The sequence below is a fragment of the Neptuniibacter sp. SY11_33 genome, from assembly GCF_047778025.1.
Classification (GTDB): domain Bacteria; phylum Pseudomonadota; class Gammaproteobacteria; order Pseudomonadales; family Balneatricaceae; genus Neptuniibacter.
Map to the genome: position 1 here is coordinate 1,112,157 of NZ_CP180543.1, position 21,729 is coordinate 1,133,885.

Sequence of the window (21,729 nt, forward strand, 5' to 3'; positions counted from 1 at the left end):
TGTTTATGAGTTAATCTATTTCGATCAGTTAAGGCTATTGTGATGTTGATAGATATTCTCTATTTTTGCCAAAAATGATCGACTACTCGCAGGGTTACATAGCTTGGTTTGATAATCACCTCGCAACGTAAAATTTAACTTCACGTTGGCATCGAACAAGGTCAGGGTGCAGGTTTCAAAGTTATGGATCGCTTCTAGCCCCAAATAACTGTAATGGTTGTCGCTTAACTTTTGGCCTTTCAGCAAAATGTAATTAAAAACATTTTTAGCTTTAGCTAAATCGATTAGGCATTCTTTTTCTATTAAATGAAGCATTTTTTAACCCTTTAAAAAACTGAGCCTGGCTTGCGCCAGACTCAAATTGGGGTGACCGTTAGGTATATCCCAAAGGTACTTGTTGCCATTGCCAGTAACCTAAAGAAGTATCGATTGGCTACTTCCACATCGCCGTGAGGTGAATGTTGAGTAATACAGGTAATTAGCCGGGAGCGATTGGCATTTGCCTATTCACTACTCAGTTACCAGCAACGCTATCATCAACAATCAAACCGGTTTACGACGGTTATCCCGAAATGGATCAATCTGTAATTGAGCGAATAGGCGGGCCTATAGAGGTTATATAAGGCTTTTGCTAATAAGGAAACGCTGATAAATTTAGAGAAACTGAACGTCTGTATTTACGATAGTTTTAAGGATAAAAAGAAATGGAACTTATACATTGTATCTACTGCAGTGCCGCGACTGATTCTGATCTTACTAAAGAAGCCTTGGATGAGATCTTAGAGCAGAGTCGTACCAACAATCAGAAGTCTGATATCACTGGTATTTTGCTATTTGAATCGGGTGCCTTCTTTCAAGTACTAGAAGGTGATCGTGATGCAATTGAAAAGGCTTACCTGAAAATTTCCCGCGACCCACGCCATGAAAGAGTGACCAAACTGATATCCGAACCGATCGAAGAGCGAGCGTTTGGAGAATGGTCGATGGGTTACCCTCGTGTTACCAAAAAAGAGTTGGAAGAGATCTCTGGCTTAAATGATTTTTTTGCTCGAGGTAACTCTTTTATGGAGCTTGAAGAAGGCCGCGCAAAAGTCTTGTTACAGGCCTTTAAACAAGGGCAATGGCATCTTTAAAAGATTGCATAGGTGTAAGGCTTCCCCGCTATGCACCTATCATCTTTAGCAACTTTATTGTTGCTAATCTTTGGCTGTTTCTCTCCTACCTTTATTCAAACCGACGAAGGTTGAAAAACTAAAATACGGTGAAGTATTTTTCAAAACTGAAACAACGGACAGAACCCCAAGTTTTTATTAGCCTTATTTAATAAATTAATAGATTGGAAAACATACTCCTGTCCAAGAATGGATAGGGTATTATCCCAGCTTTATAGAAGATAACACCGTAAAGGATTTATTATGCGTAACGTGTTTAACCGCCTGCTTATTTTAATGACAAGCGCACTAATGGCTATGCAAGTGCAGGCCGCTGGGGTATCGGAAGTAATCTATTTTATTCAAGAAAACGGCGAAGACTATATTAGCTATACCACCACGCGAACACGTTACAGTAGCTACAATTTGTGGTTAAAGAAGCAAGAGGGTGATGATGGTACAGAGGAAACGGCATTAGCTGATTACATGTATATTTTCCCTAAAGAGTACCGTTGGAATACTAATAAAAAACCTTCTCATAACATTATCACCTTCAGCGGTGGTGATTATGCGCTCATGAAAATGGGTAATTTCCGCGATGAAAAGCAGTTAAGTATGGATGCTGATGGAACTTTTCAAATCAGTAATTGGGATGGTAAAACAAAGAACAAAAAAGACCGTTTTGGTAAATGGACTACAGGTGGCTTTGATAAGGTCGCAATGGTGTTTGTGATGCCGCAGAACTTGGAAGTTGTGAGCCACAAAGCAAACCGTGAGGGGCAGTGGGTACAACGAAATAACAGCCTCGCCTTCTACGCCGACTCTGTAAATGATCTTGTATTTGACCTGCAATATCGTCACAAAAGCCAAAAATCGTTCACTAACTTGAAGCAAGAGCTTGAAGGCGTAGAGGTTGCTCAAACGACTGCTGGGGTTAAGCTGACTTTGGGTTCTCAAGTTCTATTTGCATCAGGCAGTAGCGAACTTTCCAAGGAAGGTATCACATTAATAGAAAAATTGGCCGCAGCAATTAAACAAGATCAAAACAAAATTGTTGTAGCCGGTCATACTGATAATGTTCAGGTGAAAGGGGCGCTAACGGCTAAGTATCCAACCAACTGGGAACTTTCTTCTGCAAGAGCATTGAGTGTATTGCATAAGCTTGTAGAACTTGGAGTTGCTCAAGAGCGCCTACAGGCTAGAGCGTTTGCGGATCAACAGCCTGTTGCAGATAACAACACTGTTGAGGGACGCGCTAAAAACCGCCGTATTGAAGTGCTACTGGTTGAATAAACCTAGTTAAGTTTTTAAGGGCGCATTGCGCATTTTTGACTATGAAAAACACAGTCTTAAAATTTATGTTTTTAGGTGGTTTAGGCTACCTACTGCTTTGCGCCTTTCTCTACTTTAATCAAGATAACCTCCTGTATTTTCCACAAGAACGTAAAGAAACAAGGGAAGAGCATACTCTGTTGATTCCTACAGAAGTGGGCAATTCAGTGGTAACTATTCAAACTAGGAATACTGGTAAAGCTCTGATCTATTTTGGTGGCAATGCTGAAGATGTATCGCAGCGTTTGGCTAAGTTTACGCAAATCTTCCCGCAGTACTCATTATACCTAATGCACTATCGAGGCTATGGTAGTGATGGAACTCCACGTGAAGAAACCATCTATCAAGATGCACTGGCTTTGTACCAACAAGTCGCAAAAAATAATGCTGATATTGTTTTGATGGGGCGAAGTTTAGGTACCGGTATTGCGACACGATTAGCATCTGAAAAGCCCACGAATCAACTTATTTTGATAACGCCTTACAGTAGTATTGAGGATGTGGCGAGTGAGCGCTACTGGGGTATTCCTGTGCCCTTGTTATTGAAAGATAAGTATTTGTCTTGGCAATATGCACCCAAGGTCACAGCAAAGACATCGATATTTTTAGCGACTGATGACAGTGTTATCTTGCCTGCCAATACAATGAAACTTCTTGGTTATTTTAAGACGGGCCTAGCAACGGTGTACCATTTTGAAAATGAAGGACATAACAGTATTTCATCCACAAAGATGTATTCAGAATTATTGCATGAGCTAACCGCCGTTGAGCTGTGATTTATTCATCTGCTGCTAGATTGGGTTTGTAACCGACTAAGTAGGTGCGTAGGATCTTGTCGTAGGTTCCGTTCTCTTTAATGATTTTCAAGCCTTCATTAAAGTCATCTCGTACTTGTTTTTGCCAAAAGGCGTTGTGAAAACCAAATTTTTCGCCAAATATCTTTGAAACCTTATAGGCTTTTAACTCATCCTCCCCGAATTGTAAGTTCTTGTAATAGATAAATATTTCATAGGCTAGGACAATCACATCTACCCGTTCTTTGAAGAGCATCATTACCTGTTTATCTTGGCTTTTAGTTTCCTTGTAGGTTGTGGTTTTCTTATTGAGTCTGGTAATGCCGTTATATTCTGATCCGTAAAATAAGTGTGCACGCTGGTGTGCAATAATCGATCTATTCTTCAAATCTTTTACCGTGTTGAGCTCAATATTCCTATCCGCTAGGTGTACAGCAACGGTTTGGTATTCTGGCAATACGATTTCGGAGTAGAAAACATTGAATCCTTGGAACTCTTTCAGGGTCACAATCGTGCCATCGATTTTTTTATCGCGAAAAGCGCTTGGGAGCCTACCGTAGGGATAACTTACAAAAGTTGGTTGATAGCCCATGGCTGATAAACTTTGTTTGATAATTTCAACTTCGGCTCCGGTAATCTTGCCTTTGTCCACAATGCTATAGGGTGGGAAGTTAGCAACGCCAATAGATACAGGCTTATCGCTTGCGCTGATAGTCAGTGAGGTTGTGAAAAAAAATGCGAAAATTAAAGCGCAATATTTTATGCCCATAGAACCTTGTATTTATCGCTGTGTTTAAGTCAATGTTTCTCTCTCAAAGGTTTTACCTATTACTCTGTAATTGGTGCTTGCTTAAAATACTGGTCATAAAGTTTTTGTGTATATCCCTCTTGTTTAAGCTGATCTAATGCTTGGTAAAACTGATAAGCGACTGAGTCTTGGTCCACAATGGTGTAAAAATTCTCAATGCTTATATCGTCGTCAGGGGAAAAGTTTGGGTTTGGATATTCAGAGAATAATTTGGACTTGCGAGAGAATCCCATGTTCATTGGGATAAAAGCTTGGTTGATCGCATTGTGATGGATTTTTATCCCAACTTCTTCATAGCTCTCTAAGTCATTGAGTTTCTGATAGTGGTCTACTATCTCGATATCTGCAACGTAAAAGTCGCCTCTACCTGTTTTGAGTGCTTCTATAACCTTCTCCATTGAAAGCTTACCCATCTGAGAGATGGTTAACTTTGGGTGGATTTGATCCCATTCAAGTTTACTGCTTGAAAGTTCAACTATCAGTCGCCCTTCGACTTCCTCCATGGAATTGATTTCGGGCCAATAATCTAGAGATATGAGTACTTCTTTGGTTTGCAGGCCGTTTGGCAGGTAGAAGATATACCCAGTTCTCTTTTGGGAAAAAGAGGAGCCGGGGTAGAAATCGACCGTACCTCTAGCAAGCTCAAAGTGAAGCCGTTTTTTCGGGATTCTAACCACAAGGAGTTCATAGCCAATCCGTTCAGCTGCTTTCGTAAACAGATCTAAATAGAGCCCAGAGTCATCGCCGTGCCCACCGATTAACGGTGGTTTAGCGATTGCTTTATAGCCCATGATAATTGTTTTATCGCTGGCGTTAGTGAAGGGGGAAAGCGTAAATAACAGAACCAATAAGGATAGAAAATACTTCATAGTTTTCTCTTAGCAGAATCTGCAAATCTAAGAATCCGTAACTAAAATACTATTTCCAGTATAGCCAAGCTTATCGAGAGAAGAAGAAATGGAGCATGTGAACTACTAGGTTTTATACCCTTTTATTTTGTCCGTTAATAATTGCGCCAAATTGGTGCAGTATACTAACGTTATTCTGTGTAATTTCTTGTAGTTAATGACCGAAAAGGCAAACTTTGAAATGAGCAAGACAGCGTTATTTAGCGGTATGAGTATTAGTAAAAAGCTGAGAATCAATTTTTTGTTGATTGGTTTGATCCCATTTGCCGTACTGGCTTTGATTGCTATCTATAAAGCGAGTAGCTCTTTGTCCGAGCAAAGTTACCAACAGTTAGACGCTGTACGCGGTATCAAAACGAAACAAATAGAAAATTTCTTTGAAGTGAGTAAGCGCGATGTATTGGGACTCTCCAATGTTGTGGCTACGTTCATCAAAACCGACACATTGTCCGATGTCCTGTTGGAGGTCAATGTAGAGGGGAAAAACCTATTTTCAAAGTATTTAGATAGCTATGGTTACTATGATCTGTTCCTGATTGAGCCGGATGGCTTTATCTCCTATACAGTGGCTTTAGAAGCTGACTATCAAACTAATTTAATAGACGGAGAGTATAAAGATTCCAACTTAGGCGATCTGTTTCGCAAGGTCGTTGAAACAGAGTCTTACGCGATTGTAGATTTTGAACCTTATGCACCGAGTAATGGTGCTCCTGCAGGCTTTATCGGGGCGCCAGTATTTAATGATGCTGGTGAGTTACTACAAGTTGTTGTTCTGCAGATTCCTCTTGATCCAATCAATAAGATCATGGGGATCCGTGAAGGGATGGGGGAGAGCGGAGAGTCCTATCTGGTGGGATCGGACTACCTCATGCGTTCCGATTCTTATCTTGATCCAGTAAATCATTCTGTTGAAGCTTCATTTGCAAACCCTAAAAAAGGTAGCGTTAAGACTGAAGCAGTGAAGGCTGCATTAGGTGGCCAAACTGGAAGTCGATTGATCATAGATTACAATGGTAACCCTGTATTGTCTTCATTTACGCGTTTGGATCTTGATGGGGTTAATTGGGCACTTTTAGTTGAGATTGATGAAGCCGAAGCCTTTGCAGCAGTATCAACTCTAAAGTTGGTGATTGCGATTATCGGTGTTCTAGGTGCTGCCACAATTATCTTCCTTGCTTGGAAAATCTCTGAAGGTATCACGAGACCAATCGAACTATTATCGAAAATCATTTCGGATGTTGAAGAAAAAGGCGACTTTTCAGCACGTCTTCCTGTGAATTCACAAGATGAAATTGGTCAGGCAAGTCTTGCTGTAAATAATCTATTGGAAATGACTCAACAAGCGTTAGCCGATACTAAGCAAGTTATGAGTCAGATGGCTGAGGGTAACTTTTCGACTCGGGTTAAGCGTAATTTGAAAGGTGATCTTGCCGATTTGAAAACAGCGATTAACCAGAGTGCCGATCAAACTGAAGCAAGTATGCACGCGATTGGTCAGTTGATGGAGCAACTCTCTGCAGGTGAGTTTGATAGCCAGATTGATACAGAGCTACCAGGTCAGTATCAGGTGATGTTGACGACAACTCAGGATGCGATGGCAAATATAGGTAGTGCGATTGCAAGTGTGAATTGCATCATGGCTGCGATGGCTCAAGGCGACTTTGATGGGCGAATTAACGATGTTCTGCCAGGTCAGTTGAACTCGCTGAAGGAAAACCTGAATGAGTCCTTAGAAACCATCAGTGCTGCAACAGCTGAGGTTGTAAGGGTATCTACTCTTCAAGCGGAAGGTAACTTAGTTGCGAGAGTAGAAGGTAACTACTCTGGGCGTTTTGAAGAGTTGCAGGCATCGATCAACTATGGTCAACAAAGTATGGGGTCGCTGGTTAAAGATGTTAGGAATGCCACACGAGATGTTGCTGGCGCGACCAAAGAGATCTCTTTAGGGAATCATGATCTATCAGGGCGTACTCAACAGCAGGCTGCTTCTCTAGAAGAAATTAATGCCAGTATGGAGAAAATCAGCACCGCAGGACGAACCACGGCTGATGATGCACTACAAGCAAATCGAGTGACTGATCAAGCGCAGCAATTGTCACAAAAAGGCACCGAGGTTATGTCGCGTGCTATAGGGGCGATGACGGAGATAAAAGATTCCAGTAAGCGCATCAATGAGATAACAGGTTTAATCGACAGTATTGCCTTTCAAACCAATTTATTAGCACTCAATGCTGCTGTGGAAGCGGCTAGAGCGGGTGAGCAAGGCCGAGGTTTCGCTGTAGTCGCAAGCGAAGTTCGCCAGCTATCACAGAGATCTGCGCAAGCGGCTAACGATATTAAAAAACTGATCTCTGATACCGAAGATCGCATTGAAGAGGGATCGGATCAGGTTCTGCTTTCTTCAGAATCTCTTCAAGGTATCACAGAGAGCGTTCAGCAGATGTCGCAATTGGTTGGTCAGATATCTGCGACGAGTAAAAATCAGGCGGATAGCATTGATCTTGTGAGTGGTTCCATTGTTTCTATTGATGATTCGACCCAGCAAAATGCAGCATTAGTGGAGGAGGTTTCAGCAGCTGCTGAATCAATGCATGAACAAGCCAATCGTTTAAATGAGCTGATGACGCGATTTACTACGGAAGATTAAGGCTGTTTTTAGAAAAATCAGGCAAACTTAGCGGGCGCAAATTTATTTAAGGATGAAAATGAAAAAACTATTGGTGGTTGCTGTTCTGTTAGGTTTGTCTGGTTGTAGTGATGAGCAAGAGGTCGGGGATGTTTCCCTTGGTGTTTTGACTACAAAAGATATCAAAATCAGTGTATTGGTTGACCCTATAGTCACAGGTGTTACTTGTCATGTAGCAAGTATTGAAGCGAATCTCGATTTTGCTGATCCAAGTGATTCGTCAATTGCCTGTCGTCGCACAGGAGTTATCAATAAAGCGATGCTTGAGAAAATCGACAAATCTAAATCCGGTGAAGTGGTCTTTAAACAGTCGAAAAGTATCTTCTTTAAATCGATGAAAATCCGCCGAATCTACGATCCTAAATCACAAACCTTGATGTATGTGTCTTACTCAACCAAAGAAACCTCGGGTAGTTACAAACATAGCTTGTCTACTGTGCCTCTTTGGGGAACAGAGGCGTATCAGAAAACCAATTGATTTAGCTGTTTTGGTAGCCTGTAAACCAATGTTCTAAGTCGCCTATCGGCATTGGCTTAGCGATGTAATAGCCTTGTTGGAAGTCACAACCAGCTTCGATAAGCAGGTTGTGCTGTTCCTCTGTTTCGACCCCTTCTGCAACGACTGTAATATCTTGGAAGTGACATAGGTCTACTAAGGCTTTTGCCAGCGTTTGTTTCTCGGGTAGGGTGATTCGATTAACGAGTTCTCGGTCAAATTTGATGATATCTACTGGATAATCAACCATCTGCATCAGACTGGTATAGCCCGTACCGAAATCATCGATGGCGATTTGAAAACCTAAACTTTGTAATTCACTCAGCCAGCCTAAAGCGTTTTGCTCTTGGCTTAAGGCGAAAGTTTCTGTGATCTCTAAAATGATTTTATTCAGCGGAATCTGAGTATTCGTGCTTAGTTTTTTAAGCGTTTTTATAAATCGTTCTGACCCGATTTCCGCAGAAGATATATTGATAGAGAGTTCAAAGTGCTCGCCGAACAGATCACCTAATTCGGGGAGATCATTTAGAGCTTTGCAAGCTACCCAGAGGTCGATTTTCTCAAAAATTCCAGTGCTTTCTGCAATTGGGATAAATAGATCAGGTGGGACAAAACCGAGCTCTTTAGAGTGCCAACGTAAAAGCGCTTCACAGCCTTTGATCGAACCATCTTGGTTGATGATCGGCATATAGTTGAGTGTAAACTCTTTGTCGGGATTTAAGTTCTTTAATTTAGTTTCAATCTCTTTTCTTTGACGGTCTCGTTTAGCCAGCTCTTTTGAATAGACTGCTTGTTTATTTTTACCGGATTTCTTGGCTTGATACATAGCCAAATCAGCATTGGAAATGAGCTGGGACAGTGTATGGCCGTCTTGTGGGTAAGTCGCTAAACCTATACTGGCTGTGACAGGGAAGTGGCCCAGTTCAAAGTGATAACCGTCTGCAAACAGGTGTAGGATCTTCTCGCACAGTTTCAGAGCTTGTTCGGTTGATACATTCGGTAACAAAACAATAAATTCATCGCCAGATAGACGGAATGCTTGAGGAAGCTCCGCGTCGAACTTTTTGGCGGTAATGTTGATAATGTTATTTAAACGTAGGGCGACGGCTTGTAGCAATTTATCCCCCACCTCGTGGCCGTACTTATCATTTACAAACTTAAAATTATCTAAGTCGAGGTAGATCAAACTTATCAGACTTTCGGTTTTCTCGGCTTCTGCTATTTGATGGGATGCAGTTTCGTAAAAAGCTGCGCGGTTGGGTAGTTGTGTCAGCGCGTCAGTTCGGGATTGCTGGTGGCTTTTTTGATAGGACTGATGCAGCTGTTCATAGAGATTGTGAAACTTACGACCAAGTCGACCAATTTCATCATCTGATTGTGGGGCATCGATATTTTGCCTTTCATGCGTTGTTATCTCAGTGAGCTGTTGATCCAGTTGAGAAATAGGCGCAGTGATAAATTTGCGGATCAACAGTTGCAAAAAAGTGAAGGTTATTAACGATCCTAATACAACAATAAATAGTAAGCGTTGTTTAAGGTTGGCGAGTAGATTACCCAAATAAGAAGGTGAGGGTGTGATACCCAAATAGTAGTCCGACTTAAGTTGAATATTTGCGTAAAGCTTATTGGCTTGAGGGCGATTGTATTTATCAGTAAATACAACGATCGCTTGAAACTCTTCTTGTACTTCTTGTAATAGGGCATCAAAGGCTTTGGGTTTTGCTGCAATGATGACTTTAAATGTATCTTCCAGTTGCACAATTAACGGGGTGGTGAGGGTACGCGAGTCGATAGCAATACCCTGCTGCATGATGGAGCCTTGGTTTTGAAAGTGGTGCTCCCAAATATTTAGTTTCTTTTTTTCTCGAATATTTTCGGCTAAACGAAGTTGCTCATCTCGAATAGTGGAAAAGGGATCGGTACTGTTTTCTATGTAAAACAACACATCATCAGTTTCATTTAAAACGGCTAAGGAGACAAACTCAGTTAGGTTGTTGAAATAGCGTTCTATAGCCGATTCTAGATTGCTAGTTAGCATCCGATCTCGGTAGATGTTTCCTTTATCTCGAATAAAGTTGGCGAGAGTTTCGCCTTCCAATAATGAAACTAAGTAAGCATCAAGGAAGCGATCATAGGTGGAAAATTCAGAATGTAGAGCGCTTAAACGTAGATTGAGTTTGTGTTGCTCAAGTTTCTGAATCGATTGACTTTGTTGTTCGTACGCAACTAGTGCGGCCAGCGTGTAGCTCATAAAAATTATGGGAAGTATGAGGAAGCTAGCGCGTTTGTTTAGATTCATGAATATTAACTATAGCATTCGTGATTCGTAGGCGTTGTTTTATGTTCTCGTTGCTAAGCTTTTCATATAAGTCGCTTTTTTCTTGAACGGCTTTAGTTGGAAATACTTCAGGGTCATTTTTAAATGTTTCGGATAGATGCTTTAAGGCTGCGTTATTCGGGGTAGCGTAGTGCAGCTTTTCAGCATTGATGGCTGAAACTTGTGGTTGATTTAAATATTCTAAGAATTCTAGAGCGGCCCTTTTGTTTTCTGAATGCACTGAAATTGCTAAACAATCAACCCAAAGCACAGTGCCCTCTTGGGGGGTGGTGTATTTCCACAAACCCTGTTGACCAATTTTTTCATTGATAGCAACTTGATCGCCGCCATAAGCGACGGCCATATGGAGTTCAGTGGCTTGGGGGGAGCTTTCTAAAAAGGTAACGGGGTACTCGTAGGTAAGTACATAATTCGTTTGTTTTTTTAAAGTGCTGAACACTCTTTTCAGAACATCAGTGTTATCGGTGTTAAGGGGTTCACCTTGTAAGAATAAAACAGGTGCAAGCAGGTCGGTGTGGTCGTTCATCATACCGATGTGCCCTTTTAGCTCATCTGATGGTTCAATGAGTGCTTTCCAAGACGTGGGCGGTGTTTTTACTTTGTCTGAACGATAAATAATGCCGAGCGTTCCCCAAAGGTAGGGAGCTGCGTGTTTTCCACAGCGATCACGCCAAAATTCCCCCATGTATTTGAGGCTAGGAAGGTTTTGCTCATTTAATTCTAAAAAACGGCCGCTTTTGCCGAATCGCTCAGCAACAATTTCATCGACCACCGCTATATCGATTTTGTTTTTATCTGCGTTAACTAAGAGCGCATCGCGTTTTTCATCGCTATCAAATTTGATGATATCTATACGGTGACCTGACTGTTTTTCCCACAGTTGTTTTACTTGGGGATCTAGGTAGGCGTCCCAGTTGAGTAATTGAATCGTGTCAGCGTTGAGCTGAACAGGAAAGAGTAATAGTAAAAAATACCAAAAACATCGCATACCAGACTCTCATTATTATTATTTTTGATCGGGCTCAATTAGCATTCCCTTTTTTATAGCAGCCTTCGAGCGCTAATGATAGGGGGCAATTCCTGAGCTTCTTAATCTTAAGGGCAGGTATGGATTCAGAGGAAAGGGGATAGATATCGAATAGTGGTAATGGCCTCGAGCCATTACCACTAGGGGATAATTACACTTGGAAATGCTGTACCTGTTGGCGAAGCTCTCTTGCCAAAGATGCCAGTTGTTCACTGTTATTTGCTGTAAGTGTCGCGCCACCTTGAGTTTGCTCAGCAATCATAGAGATGTTGTTAAGATTATTACTCATCTCTTCTGCTACTTGGCTTTGTTGTTGCACCACTTCGGCTACAGCGCTGTTCATCTCCATGATCTGCTGCACATTGAGTACAATATCATTGAGGTGTTCGCCAGCAGAGGCTGCACGATCAATACAGTTTTGTGCTTCTGAATGGCTGTTACTCATCATGCTGACCGCCCCTTGGCAGGCGTTTTTCAGACGGTCATTCAGGGATTGAATCTGATCCGTCGATTCAGAAGTACGTTTTGCTAGTACGCGAACTTCATCAGCGACAACTGCAAATCCTCGGCCTTGCTCTCCTGCACGTGCTGCTTCAATTGCAGCATTTAGCGCCAGCAAGTTGGTCTGATCAGAGATATCTCTAATCACACTCAGAATGCTTTCCACTTGTAACGTGTCTTGCTCAAGCTTTGTGATTACATCGGCTTGAGATTGAACTTGTGCAGCTAAATCATTAATGGCAGAAATGGTCGTTTTTACTATTTCATCTCCCAAACGCGCAGTGCTTTCTGCTTGAACAGTAATTTCAGCAGTTTGTTGAGCATTGTTAGCAACATCTTGAGCAGTGGCTGACATCTCTTGCATAGCGGTGGCTAACAACTGAGTTTCCCCATGTTGTTGTTTAACACCTGCAGAGGTTTGTTCTGTTGTTGAAGCCATCTGTTCAGCTGAACTTAAAATGTGGTGGCTTGAGTTTGTAAGCTTTTGGATCAACTGTTGTTGGATATCAAGGGTATGGTTAATTGCTTTACTGACATCTCCTAACTCGTCTTGGTTGTTAATATCAATTCGAGCCATCAGTTTGCCTTTTGCGACTTTCTCCATAACCTCAGTCATGTGGCTTAGTGGCTGAGTAATCGAGCGGGAAATGATACTAGAAAGAAAAACTACGAATGGGATAACAATAGCAAGGAACACTAAAGCTTCTGTTAGTCTTGAATAGAAACTTGCATCTAAATCATCAACATAGACGCCTGTGCCGATCACCCAGCCCCAAGGTTCGAAAAGCTTAAAGTAGGAGATTTTTTCTACTGCGATACTTTTACCTGGACGAGGCCAAAGATAGTTTTCATAGCCTTCATTCTTTTGACGGGCCGTATTAGCGATGTTTGTGAACAAAGCTTTACCTTGGCCATCTTTAAAGCTACTCATATCTTTACCATCAAGTTCAGACTTGATGGGATGCATGATCATGCGAGCGTCAAGGTCATTGATCCATACATAATTATCATTGTCATAGCGCATTGCTTGAAGGGCTGAAAGCGCACGTTTTTGAGCAGAGGCTTGATTCAGAACACCCGCCGCTTGTTGCTGCTGGTAATGATCAATAATGCTATATGCCATTGAAACAGCATGATTTGATTGGAGTTTTCGTTCTTTTAATAAATCTGATCTGTATTCCCAGAGGTCGTATGCTTTCATAGCGATACTAACGCTGAGTAACAACAGGATGATTGCTGTTAACTTGTGAGTAACAGACATCTTAGTGACAACCATCGTACTTAGACCCTTTAGTAATTAGGTTATATCGAATTTCCGCTCTTTAGTGATTGTTCGATATTCACCTTATATTAGGTATCTTATAAGTAATCGAAGGTATTGTTTTTATGGTGCTTTCTGGGGGACTTTGAGGTGTAAATAACCTTTTTATTAAAAGGTTAATTTGTAGGTTTGTAAACAATTGTTTGAATTGGTGTGGAGCAGGCCAATAAATACGGAATGAATCTGCTCCACATGCGTTTATTTAATCTATTAAGCAATAAATTCGGGTAAGTAGTTCTGAAGGTGGTGTTTTCTTAGGGTCGTTTAGATACTCCTCGAATGGCGGGAAGTTCGCTGCTTCCATACCGCTTTGAGGTAGCCACTCTCCAAAGAACCAATCGTAAGGTTTCTCCAACTCTGAATATGGACCTTTAAATACAACCGTTGCACATCTACCAGCGGGTATTTCTAGATATTCTGGTTGCTCTTCAATAGTGTCAGTTATCGGGGCTTCAACGGTCAGACAGGCGTGTGAGCGGAGTTCTGATTTGTCCACGCTCCCTGGGTCGTTGTAGTAAATACCAAATGAGCGCGTCTTTTCTGTAACAAGATCATGGGTTCCGGCAAACATAAACAGTTTTTCAAATGCTTGTCCTATCTCCATGTAGTCGCCCTGATGTTCATATCCGATCAGACCTTGTTTTGCTATATCAATAAATTCGACATCAAACATATTCCTTTGCTCCTGAGCTATGTGAGGGATATCAGCCTTAAAACTTTCTTCGGGTACTGATGGCTGTTTATAGCGAGCTCGATATTTACTAGGCGCTTCTTCGTACCGCTTATGAAAAGCGCGACTGAATGCTTCTAAGCTGGTATAGGAAACTGACTTTGCAATGGTAAGTAACGAGTGATCAGTCCGAATCAGTTCTGAGGCTGCTTTTTGCAGGCGAAGGCGGCGTACCGTAGCGTTTATGGTTTCATCAGCTACTTTTCGATAGATCCGGTGGAAGTGGTAGGGCGACATAGCTGCCATATCGGCTAGCTTATTTACATCCAAATCCTTATCTAGATTATTGTAGATATGGTCGATCACTTTGCATAAGCGTCGTCTGTAGTCGTTTCCGGTACTTTGTTTCATAGCGTCTCCTCCTATCTCCATGCTAAAGGAGCTCGATCTGATAATGTTTGCGTAATTTAGAGTAATACTGTTTGGGGTAGTAGTTAATAATTTAACTTGTTGAAATGTTTGATTTTTTTTGCGGATCAATAACTGATAATCCTATGATTGGTAAGGATATTGTGTTACCAATGCATCTAACTAAATTCCAATTGTTCTTTGAGAGCTATAGTGAATAGACTGAAGCGTATTAGTTTCTGTAGTGAATTTAGAATCAAATTGTAGTTGTGAAGTTATAGTCTATTTGGAGTGGATTATGTTTCATCAGGCCTTAAAGTTCTTCCTTGTTTCCTTCTCTTCTTTCTTACTTGTGCTGGGTATTTCTGGCTGCACTGAGAAAGAGGAAAAAATTTATACGTGGCAGTTGCAGTCACAGGCGACAGAAACCAGTATCGATTTTAAAGAGCTCAAGCGCTTTGCTGATAATGTTAAAGCGATGAGTGGTGGACGGTTTATTATTAAGCCTCATCCCGGTGGTGTGATTACCGGTGGTCCTGATATCTACAATGCAGTTAAAGAGCGTCGTGTTGAAATGGGTAATGGTTGGCCGAACTGGTGGTCGGGTCAGCATCCAGCTTGGGCCCTAATGAATGCAGGCCCTTTTGATTTTATGAACCTTGATGGCTCGATGATGTTCTTTTATGCAGGAGAAGGTCAACGACTAGCCAATGAACTTTCAAGCCCCGATGGTTTAATGTGGCGCCCTGCGTGGTGGGCTGGGATGGAGTTTGGCTTACTGTCGAAAACCGAGATTACAGGTTTGGATGATCTTCATGCGAAAAAGATTCGAATCGGACCAGGCTTACCTGGTGAAGTGTTAGCGGCAGCTGCAGGTGCTTATACACTGCCAACTGTACCTCAAGAGATACGTCCTGCACTGGAAAATGGAGATCTAGATGCCGTGGAGTGGACCACCGCAGGTGGTGCTTGGAACCTTGGATTACATGATATTAGTAAGCATGCCATTGTCCCAGCTATCTGGCAGCCATCTGTCCTGGCCGATTTTTTAATTAACAAAGAAGCGTTTGATGAGTTACCACCGGATCTTCAGGCAATTCTCGAAACTGCGATTAAATCCTATACTTTAACCACCACGTTGAAGGCTAAAACGGAAGATTTTGAAGCCTTTAACCTTTTCTTAGCGAATGATTTTAATATAAACACATGGAGTCCCGAGGATATTGAGCGTTGGAGAATTGTGTCTGAGAGTATCTTAGCTGACTACGGTTCTCGGGATCCATTGAGTAAGAAGATCATTGAGAAAAAACAAGAGTTCAAGGAAGCTTACAACAACTATTATCAGTGGTTCGGACCTTACGATAAATAATGTTTAGTAGACTGACCGTTCGTCTCCTTGTCATTCTGAGTTTAATCACTTTCTTAGTAATGACTGTATTTGTGATCGTGCGATTTAGCGTTGCTTCAGAATTGATGCAGAGCAATCTGCAAGAGCGAGGCCACTCTGTTGCTGAGCGAGTCGCTAACTCGGTTAGACCCACCATTTGGAATGTTTATAAAAAGGCCTATGATCGTACCTATTCGGTAGAGCTTGCCTCTGCCATTCTGGATTCTGAAATGGGGTCTCCTTTTGTGGAGGGCATTAAGGTCTACGGCAATTTCGGTCATCTTTATATGGGCCGAATTAAGATTGATGGAGAGATTCGTCAATTTGAGGAAAAAAAACACGCTTCAGTCTGGACTGGTTTTGACAATCGCATCCGCTACCCGATCAAAAGTGGTGAGGTTAGTATTGGTAATGTTGAGGTTAGTTACAGTGATAAATCATTAACTGAAAGCCTCTACCAAAATCTTATCGTGGAGATCACTCAGGTCGCGGTGGTAAGTCTGCTCTTTGTTGGTTCTCTCTATATCATTCTGCGTTTTGCTCTTGTCTCACCTATGCGCTCGCTCCAAGTCGCGCAGCAAGCATTAGATGCTTTAGATGAGGCTGTGTTTGTAACTAATGAACACGGCCGCTTAGTTGATATTAATCCTGCTTACAGCAACATCACTTTTTTCGTAGAAAGTGAAATTCTCGGTTTGCTTCCTGATATTCAACCTTTCGATGAAAAAGGCGTGGATTTCAGAGCGATGATCGATGAAAAGTTTCTGGCTGATGGGAGTTGGTCAGGGGAAGTGATTGGCCGGAAAAAAGATGGCAGCACATTTCCTGGGTGGCTCAATCTTAATAGGGTTGAGAGGCAAGATGATAAAGTCACCTATGTAGGTGTGTTATCAGATATTGCGGATAAAAAAGAAGCGGAAGCAAAGCTACACGCTTTGGCGTATTACGACTCTCTTACCGATATGCCTAACCGTCACTCTTTCTTGATGCGTTTAGATGAAGAGATAAAACGTGCGCGCCGAGAGAAAACTAAAGTTGGTTTGCTCTATTTAGATCTAGATAATTTCAAATGGGCCAATGACCAATTCGGCCACGCGGTTGGCGATAAACTGCTGATAAGCGCCGCTGAAAAGTTTAAAAAACGTCTGCGTGATTCGGATATTTTATATCGCATTGGTGGTGATGAGTTCACGGTCATCGTTACTCACTTTGATGATGCAACTGATCTTATTGGGCTTGCTGAAGATCTTGTCGCACAGGCTGGTGAAAACTTTGTGATTGATGGTCATGTGATGAAGCCGGGCGCCAGCGTTGGGATTTCTACTTTTCCAAATGATTCTGACAACGGTAAAGATTTGATTATTCAAGCTGATACAGCGATGTATCAGGCGAAAGAGGCTGGCCGAGGGCAAGTTCGGTTTTTCTCCTCAGATTTGGAGCTACAGCGACAAGCTCAGCAGCGGATTGAGCAGGAATTAAAGCAAGCACTGAGCAAAAATGAACTGCAGCTGTTCTACCAGCCTAAAGTCCGGATACAAGATGGCGAGTATGTATACAACAGCGCCGAAGCGCTGATTCGTTGGCTGGATGACGGCGAGGTTGTGTATCACCCTGATCAATTCATCGAGATAGCAGAAAAAAGTGATCTGATCTGCGATCTTGGTTATTGGGTTATTTTTCAGGTTTGTAAGCAGTTAGCTAAATGGAAAGAGGAGGGTATTGTCGGGCATAAAATTGCGATTAACCTTTCTCCTCGACAGCTTAAAGACGCCAACCTATTTGATTACCTATTAGAGCGAATGACGCGCTTTGATATAGATCCAGGTCAGCTTGAATTAGAGATTACTGAATACGCAGTCATCGAGAATATTGAACATTCAGTGAGTACTTTGAAGAAACTAAAAACCTTAGGTGTGTCCATTGCGATGGATGACTTTGGTACTGGGTATTCTTCTTTGAGTTATCTAAAACAGTTGCCTGTCGATGTTTTGAAAATCGATCGATCTTTTATTCATACGTTGCCGTTTGAACAAGGTGATATAGCCATTGTAAATGCAATTTTCTCTATGGCCGCAGCGTTGCATATTGAAGTGGTTGCAGAAGGGGTAGAAACAGCCGACCAATTAGGTTTCTTAATTAGGCATCGCTGCCATATGGCACAGGGGTACTACTTCTCACCTCCGATATCACCAGAGAAATATGCCGCTTGGCTATCAGAGCGCTCAAAGCCTAATGAGACGGATGTATAGATGGCATTAACGATAGAGCTCTTCTTCAGAATAACAACGTTCTAATTGAAGGCGTTCTGTTTTCTTTAGACTTTTCACCACCAAGCCATAAGATCGATCAATAAGGCGCTCGATCTCTCTTTCCGGCATGGAATCTTTTAAAACAACGCTGATCCAGTGTTTCTTCGACATGTGGTAAGCGCTACGCACTTCAGGGAAAACATCCCTCAGCATTATCGCTTCTTCAGGGTCGCATTTCAGATTAAGGAAGTGGTAATTCGCAAAATCAGGCCCTAGCTCTTTGCCAGTCGTTCCACACTGGCCTAACAAGGCAAACATTTTTCCCTTGACCTTAAATACCGGTACATCAGGCATAAAGGGGAAATCCAGTTGTGATTCTGGACGGGATAGACAGTATTCCTGAGCGTTTTTCGCATCCATGTGTTTTGCCAATTATCTGAATGGTTATAAAAATAAAACCCTGCTTCAAACATAATGCCTGATTAAAGCAGGGCTTAGTATATTGCTATACCAGACAGATTACTTCATCGATTGCTCTGTCAGGATATGCTCATAGGAGAATAGATGATGGCTGTCTTTATAAGGTGCATGACAAGCGGCACAAGCGGTTAGATCTTTGTTCGCGCGTTTGCCATCAGGCTTAAAGGCGGCAAAATCCCAGTCATCATTGCCCATGCCTTTGGGGTATTCAGCTGCAGCGCCTTCACGGCGTTCCATTACCGCAACCAGTGCGAATTTATCTTTTAGGCGCTGACCAAGTTTAGAGGTAAGTACATTACCTTCGGCGTCTTTTTTCGCTTTATATACCTCTGCCACAATGACAGAACCGTATGGTAATTGACCATTTTCCTGCGTACCGCTCAGACCTTTATCGTTGATATATAAACGAATGTATTGGTCGTGATTTTGAGTACGGTTAAGGGATAAATAAGGGGTGAAATTGGTTTTGTAGTCTGCAGGGAAATCAACCTGATCGCCTGGGCCTGCCCAGCATAGAGTCGTCGTTAACAGCCCAGCTGCCATAGTGGATAGGAGTTTCATTTTACATCCTCACTGTATTTATTTTTGTTGTAGAAAAACTCTTGATAAATGTATTTATAATCCATGTTTATTGTTTGATCAATAGCTCCTTAGTAGGTGGTTAAAAGGTAGTTTGTGCACCCGAACTTTCAAGGAGGTTAATCCTATCTATACTTAAAAAATGCCTGTGATCCTAATGTTGTATGGCATTTTATAAATTCCTTTTATTACTTAGGGTTACTTTGTTACAGCGGCTAAACCTTATCTGAAGAGTAATGCTTTGGTTTGGTTTTGTTGCTGCTTAAGTATCGTTTTTGCTTTAGGCGGTTGTTCACATGGGGCTGGAGTCGCTTTAATGCGATAAAGAGCAGATTATTCTGTAAAGTTTTGTAGTAATACGTTGCTTTAGCACTCCTATACTTCATAAGAAAAATAAAAGTGCTTTTGTCACAAAAGGTGGAAGTAGCATGTCTTGGTTTGGTCGTAGTAAATCCTCTAAAAAATCAGTTGTTGATAACGATGTTATTAAGGTTCAGTCGTTAAGTAGCAGAGAAATTTCAGCCGAAAATCTCGAGTCGCTGAAATTTGAAGGGGCGTCTACTGCGCTGGTTTTGGCATTTATATCGCCTCACTTAGATTTTGAAGGCACAGTACGACAGTTAAAATCGGCCATGCCGGATGTCTCGAAAGTTGTCGGTATTATGACCGCAGGGGAATTAAGCTCTTGTGGCGCGAGTCTATATCACGAAGCTGATAGTCATTGGGATCACATTGTAGTTCAAAGCTACAGCCAAGCTGTGTTTGCGGATGTGCATATCAGTTCTATCCCTCTGCATTGTGAAGATATCCGATCTGGCAATGTCACCATGACACGTAAAGAGCGTGTTAATAAGCTTGCCGCTGAGTTTAGTCGCGTTAACGTGCCTTTCGATATTAACTATCAAGATACGCTTGCGCTGACCTTCTTTGATGGCTTATCCGCGAGTGAAAACTTTTTCATGCAAGGTTTGTATGAAAGTGGTGAATTCCCATGTTATTTCGTCGGCGGATCGGCTGGTGGTAAGCTAGATTTCCAACAAGCATTGGTTTATGACGGTGATCGTGTCGCACATAACCAGGCTGTAGTGATCTTTGTTAAGTTGGCTGAAAACACTCGTTATGGTGTATTTAAGTCGCATAACTTTGAAAAAACACAGACTTCCTTTGTTATTGCAGAATCAGATGTACATTCTCGTACAGTTAAATCTGTTATTAAGGACGGCAATTACCAATTAACTAGCATCGTCGATCTGCTATGTGACCACTTTAAATGCCCAGCGTCAGGTTTGGGTGATGCTCTGAATGGTTACTCGTTTGCGGTAGAGATCGGTGGTGAGCTTTTCGTTCGTTCTATCGCTGGCATCAATGAAGCCGATGGCAGTATCGCGTTCTTCTGTGACTTAGATTTTGGTGATCGCCTATTCTTGGTTAAGGCGAAAGACTTTGCGCAAAGCACAAGTCAATCTTTCCGCAACTTTATGCATGGAAAACCAGGTAAGCCTGTAGCTATGTTGGCAAATGATTGTGTTTTACGTCGTTTAAACAACGCGATGAACTTGTCTCAAGTTCATGACTTTGACGACATCAAAGTAGCGGGTTTTTCTACCTTTGGTGAGCTGCTGGGCGTACATATGAACCAAACGCTAACGGCGTTGTTCTTCTTTAAAGTACAACCGGGTGAGCAGTTTAAAGATGAGTACGCGGATAAGTTTCCATTCCACTACAGTAACTTCCGTCAGTACTTCTTGAATTCAAGAATTAATAGTCTGGAACAGATTAATCAACTGCAAAGCAACCTAGTCGAGTGTATGGGTGAATACCGTCCGTTGCTGCGTAAGATGGTCGATAGCTTCGGTCAAGTTGCGGGTTATGCACAAAGCACTGGTAGTGTGTTGAATGATATCCAACGTAGATTCCTAGGTTTCTCCCAAGATATCGAAACTCAGAGTAGTGACCGTCAGGCATTGCACACTAAGGTTGAAGATTTAAAACAAAACTCTGAAGAAGTGCTATCCATTCTTAATGTTATTTCGGGTATTGCCGATCAAACAAACCTATTGGCTTTGAATGCTGCGATTGAGGCTGCTCGTGCAGGTGAAGCTGGACGAGGCTTTGCGGTGGTTGCGGATGAAGTGCGACAGTTATCTCACAATACGCAACACAGCCTAGATCAAACCGGTAAAACAGTAGATGCTGTGACAAGCTCTATCAACTCTATCCGAGAGACTATTACGGATACAGAATCATTTATGGTGCAAATCTCTGACAGCTCAAAGAACTTAAGCTCTGAGATGCAAAGTCTGGTTGAGTCCTCTACACAAGCTGATCAGCAGGTACGCGATAGTATTGATTATATCTCTGATGTTGAATCTGAGATGGACCACATCGACCGCGAAGTAGAGGCGATCGATCGCTTAAGGCAGCTAGATATTCAACGTTAAACCAATATTAGTAGATTTGAAATCTTTGGAAAGCCACGTTTATGAGCGTGGTTTTTTTGTTTATCAGTACTTAGAAAAAAACAATCAAGTTACTTTAGTTAAATACTTTACATATTAAGTTTGTCTATAGTAAATTGTACCTCCTAACATTAG

The 21,729-nt window shown here is 41.9% G+C and carries 17 protein-coding genes; 8 read left to right on the forward strand and 9 right to left on the reverse strand.

Annotated features, from left to right (window positions below):
- Positions 1-24: 24 nt before the first annotated feature.
- On the reverse strand, positions 25-315 hold the full coding sequence (locus ACMXYV_RS05035; protein WP_415890678.1) for a DUF3081 family protein: 291 nt from the start codon (positions 313-315) through the stop codon (positions 25-27).
- A 389-nt stretch (positions 316-704) separates the two neighbouring features.
- Between ACMXYV_RS05035 and ACMXYV_RS05040 the strand changes: the two genes are divergently transcribed.
- From ACMXYV_RS05040 to ACMXYV_RS05050, 3 genes are all read left to right on the forward strand, one after another.
- Positions 705-1,133 (forward strand): BLUF domain-containing protein, encoded by a 429-nt coding sequence (locus ACMXYV_RS05040; RefSeq protein ID WP_415890679.1) that lies wholly within the window; start codon positions 705-707, stop codon positions 1,131-1,133.
- A 282-nt stretch (positions 1,134-1,415) separates the two neighbouring features.
- On the forward strand, positions 1,416-2,444 hold the full coding sequence (locus tag ACMXYV_RS05045; RefSeq protein ID WP_415890680.1) for a flagellar motor protein MotB: 1,029 nt from the start codon (positions 1,416-1,418) through the stop codon (positions 2,442-2,444).
- Between the two features lie 41 nt (positions 2,445-2,485).
- Positions 2,486-3,259 carry an alpha/beta hydrolase gene (locus ACMXYV_RS05050; RefSeq protein WP_415890681.1) on the forward strand — a complete coding sequence of 258 codons (774 nt, stop codon included), beginning with the start codon at positions 2,486-2,488 and terminating at the stop codon, positions 3,257-3,259.
- A 1-nt stretch (position 3,260) separates the two neighbouring features.
- On the opposite strand, the gene ACMXYV_RS05055 is transcribed toward ACMXYV_RS05050, so the two are convergent.
- Positions 3,261-4,046 carry a substrate-binding periplasmic protein gene (locus ACMXYV_RS05055; RefSeq protein ID WP_415890682.1) on the reverse strand — a complete coding sequence of 262 codons (786 nt, stop codon included), beginning with the start codon at positions 4,044-4,046 and terminating at the stop codon, positions 3,261-3,263.
- Between the two features lie 59 nt (positions 4,047-4,105).
- Complete coding sequence (locus ACMXYV_RS05060; protein ID WP_415890683.1) at positions 4,106-4,954, reverse strand: substrate-binding periplasmic protein; 849 nt, start codon at positions 4,952-4,954, stop codon at positions 4,106-4,108.
- A gap of 220 nt (positions 4,955-5,174) precedes the next feature.
- Here ACMXYV_RS05060 and ACMXYV_RS05065 point away from each other — a divergent pair, with 220 nt between their 5' ends.
- Together ACMXYV_RS05065 and ACMXYV_RS05070 are read left to right on the forward strand one after the other, a co-directional pair.
- Entirely contained in the window at positions 5,175-7,640 is a 2,466-nt protein-coding gene (locus ACMXYV_RS05065; RefSeq protein WP_415890684.1) for a methyl-accepting chemotaxis protein, read from the forward strand.
- Between the two features lie 58 nt (positions 7,641-7,698).
- Positions 7,699-8,157, forward strand: a complete 459-nt coding sequence (locus tag ACMXYV_RS05070) for a CreA family protein (RefSeq protein ID WP_415890685.1) — start codon at positions 7,699-7,701, stop codon at positions 8,155-8,157.
- 1 nt (position 8,158) lies between these two features.
- On the opposite strand, the gene ACMXYV_RS05075 is transcribed toward ACMXYV_RS05070, so the two are convergent.
- The 4 genes from ACMXYV_RS05075 to ACMXYV_RS05090 form a co-directional block, all read right to left on the reverse strand.
- Positions 8,159-10,426: a putative bifunctional diguanylate cyclase/phosphodiesterase gene (locus ACMXYV_RS05075; RefSeq protein ID WP_415890686.1), complete on the reverse strand. Its 2,268-nt coding sequence runs from the start codon at positions 10,424-10,426 to the stop codon at positions 8,159-8,161.
- Positions 10,427-10,451: 25 nt separating this feature from the next.
- Positions 10,452-11,501, reverse strand: a complete 1,050-nt coding sequence (locus tag ACMXYV_RS05080) for a spermidine/putrescine ABC transporter substrate-binding protein (protein ID WP_415890687.1) — start codon at positions 11,499-11,501, stop codon at positions 10,452-10,454.
- A 190-nt stretch (positions 11,502-11,691) separates the two neighbouring features.
- Entirely contained in the window at positions 11,692-13,302 is a 1,611-nt protein-coding gene (locus tag ACMXYV_RS05085) for a methyl-accepting chemotaxis protein (protein ID WP_415890688.1), read from the reverse strand.
- 262 nt (positions 13,303-13,564) lie between these two features.
- On the reverse strand, positions 13,565-14,443 hold the full coding sequence (locus ACMXYV_RS05090) for an AraC family transcriptional regulator (RefSeq protein ID WP_415890689.1): 879 nt from the start codon (positions 14,441-14,443) through the stop codon (positions 13,565-13,567).
- Between the two features lie 295 nt (positions 14,444-14,738).
- Between ACMXYV_RS05090 and dctP the strand changes: the two genes are divergently transcribed.
- Together dctP and ACMXYV_RS05100 are read left to right on the forward strand one after the other, a co-directional pair.
- Positions 14,739-15,809, forward strand: coding sequence for a TRAP transporter substrate-binding protein DctP (gene dctP, locus ACMXYV_RS05095; protein WP_415890690.1), 1,071 nt, complete (start codon positions 14,739-14,741; stop codon positions 15,807-15,809).
- Positions 15,809-18,076 (forward strand): putative bifunctional diguanylate cyclase/phosphodiesterase, encoded by a 2,268-nt coding sequence (locus ACMXYV_RS05100; RefSeq protein WP_415890691.1) that lies wholly within the window; start codon positions 15,809-15,811, stop codon positions 18,074-18,076. Before dctP ends, ACMXYV_RS05100 begins: the two co-directional genes overlap by 1 nt.
- 6 nt (positions 18,077-18,082) lie before the next feature.
- Here ACMXYV_RS05100 and ACMXYV_RS05105 read toward each other — a convergent pair whose 3' ends face one another.
- The gene (locus ACMXYV_RS05105; RefSeq protein WP_415890692.1) at positions 18,083-18,496 is read right to left on the reverse strand and encodes an MmcQ/YjbR family DNA-binding protein; all 414 of its coding nucleotides are present in this window, start codon (positions 18,494-18,496) and stop codon (positions 18,083-18,085) included.
- A 99-nt stretch (positions 18,497-18,595) separates the two neighbouring features.
- The gene (locus ACMXYV_RS05110; protein ID WP_415890693.1) at positions 18,596-19,117 is read right to left on the reverse strand and encodes a cytochrome P460 family protein; all 522 of its coding nucleotides are present in this window, start codon (positions 19,115-19,117) and stop codon (positions 18,596-18,598) included.
- Between the two features lie 446 nt (positions 19,118-19,563).
- Here ACMXYV_RS05110 and ACMXYV_RS05115 point away from each other — a divergent pair, with 446 nt between their 5' ends.
- Positions 19,564-21,576 carry a methyl-accepting chemotaxis protein gene (locus ACMXYV_RS05115; RefSeq protein WP_415890694.1) on the forward strand — a complete coding sequence of 671 codons (2,013 nt, stop codon included), beginning with the start codon at positions 19,564-19,566 and terminating at the stop codon, positions 21,574-21,576.
- The last annotated feature ends 153 nt before the right edge of the window (positions 21,577-21,729 follow it).

Excerpts from the sequence above, each read along its gene's own strand:
- ACMXYV_RS05110 (WP_415890693.1), bottom strand. The coding sequence starts at position 19,117 with ATGAAACTCCTATCCACTATGGCAGCTGGGCTGTTAACGACGACTCTA.
- ACMXYV_RS05060 (WP_415890683.1), bottom strand. The coding sequence starts at position 4,954 with ATGAAGTATTTTCTATCCTTATTGGTTCTGTTATTTACGCTTTCCCCC.
- ACMXYV_RS05080 (WP_415890687.1), bottom strand. The coding sequence starts at position 11,501 with ATGCGATGTTTTTGGTATTTTTTACTATTACTCTTTCCTGTTCAGCTC.
- ACMXYV_RS05035 (WP_415890678.1), bottom strand. The coding sequence starts at position 315 with ATGCTTCATTTAATAGAAAAAGAATGCCTAATCGATTTAGCTAAAGCT.
- ACMXYV_RS05055 (WP_415890682.1), bottom strand. The coding sequence starts at position 4,046 with ATGGGCATAAAATATTGCGCTTTAATTTTCGCATTTTTTTTCACAACC.
- ACMXYV_RS05085 (WP_415890688.1), bottom strand. The coding sequence starts at position 13,302 with ATGTCTGTTACTCACAAGTTAACAGCAATCATCCTGTTGTTACTCAGC.
- ACMXYV_RS05090 (WP_415890689.1), bottom strand. The coding sequence starts at position 14,443 with ATGAAACAAAGTACCGGAAACGACTACAGACGACGCTTATGCAAAGTG.
- ACMXYV_RS05100 (WP_415890691.1), top strand. The coding sequence starts at position 15,809 with ATGTTTAGTAGACTGACCGTTCGTCTCCTTGTCATTCTGAGTTTAATC.
- ACMXYV_RS05105 (WP_415890692.1), bottom strand. The coding sequence starts at position 18,496 with ATGGATGCGAAAAACGCTCAGGAATACTGTCTATCCCGTCCAGAATCA.
- ACMXYV_RS05045 (WP_415890680.1), top strand. The coding sequence starts at position 1,416 with ATGCGTAACGTGTTTAACCGCCTGCTTATTTTAATGACAAGCGCACTA.
- ACMXYV_RS05040 (WP_415890679.1), top strand. The coding sequence starts at position 705 with ATGGAACTTATACATTGTATCTACTGCAGTGCCGCGACTGATTCTGAT.
- ACMXYV_RS05050 (WP_415890681.1), top strand. The coding sequence starts at position 2,486 with ATGAAAAACACAGTCTTAAAATTTATGTTTTTAGGTGGTTTAGGCTAC.
- ACMXYV_RS05065 (WP_415890684.1), top strand. The coding sequence starts at position 5,175 with ATGAGCAAGACAGCGTTATTTAGCGGTATGAGTATTAGTAAAAAGCTG.
- ACMXYV_RS05075 (WP_415890686.1), bottom strand. The coding sequence starts at position 10,426 with ATGAGCTACACGCTGGCCGCACTAGTTGCGTACGAACAACAAAGTCAA.
- ACMXYV_RS05070 (WP_415890685.1), top strand. The coding sequence starts at position 7,699 with ATGAAAAAACTATTGGTGGTTGCTGTTCTGTTAGGTTTGTCTGGTTGT.
- ACMXYV_RS05115 (WP_415890694.1), top strand. The coding sequence starts at position 19,564 with ATGTCTTGGTTTGGTCGTAGTAAATCCTCTAAAAAATCAGTTGTTGAT.
- dctP (WP_415890690.1), top strand. The coding sequence starts at position 14,739 with ATGTTTCATCAGGCCTTAAAGTTCTTCCTTGTTTCCTTCTCTTCTTTC.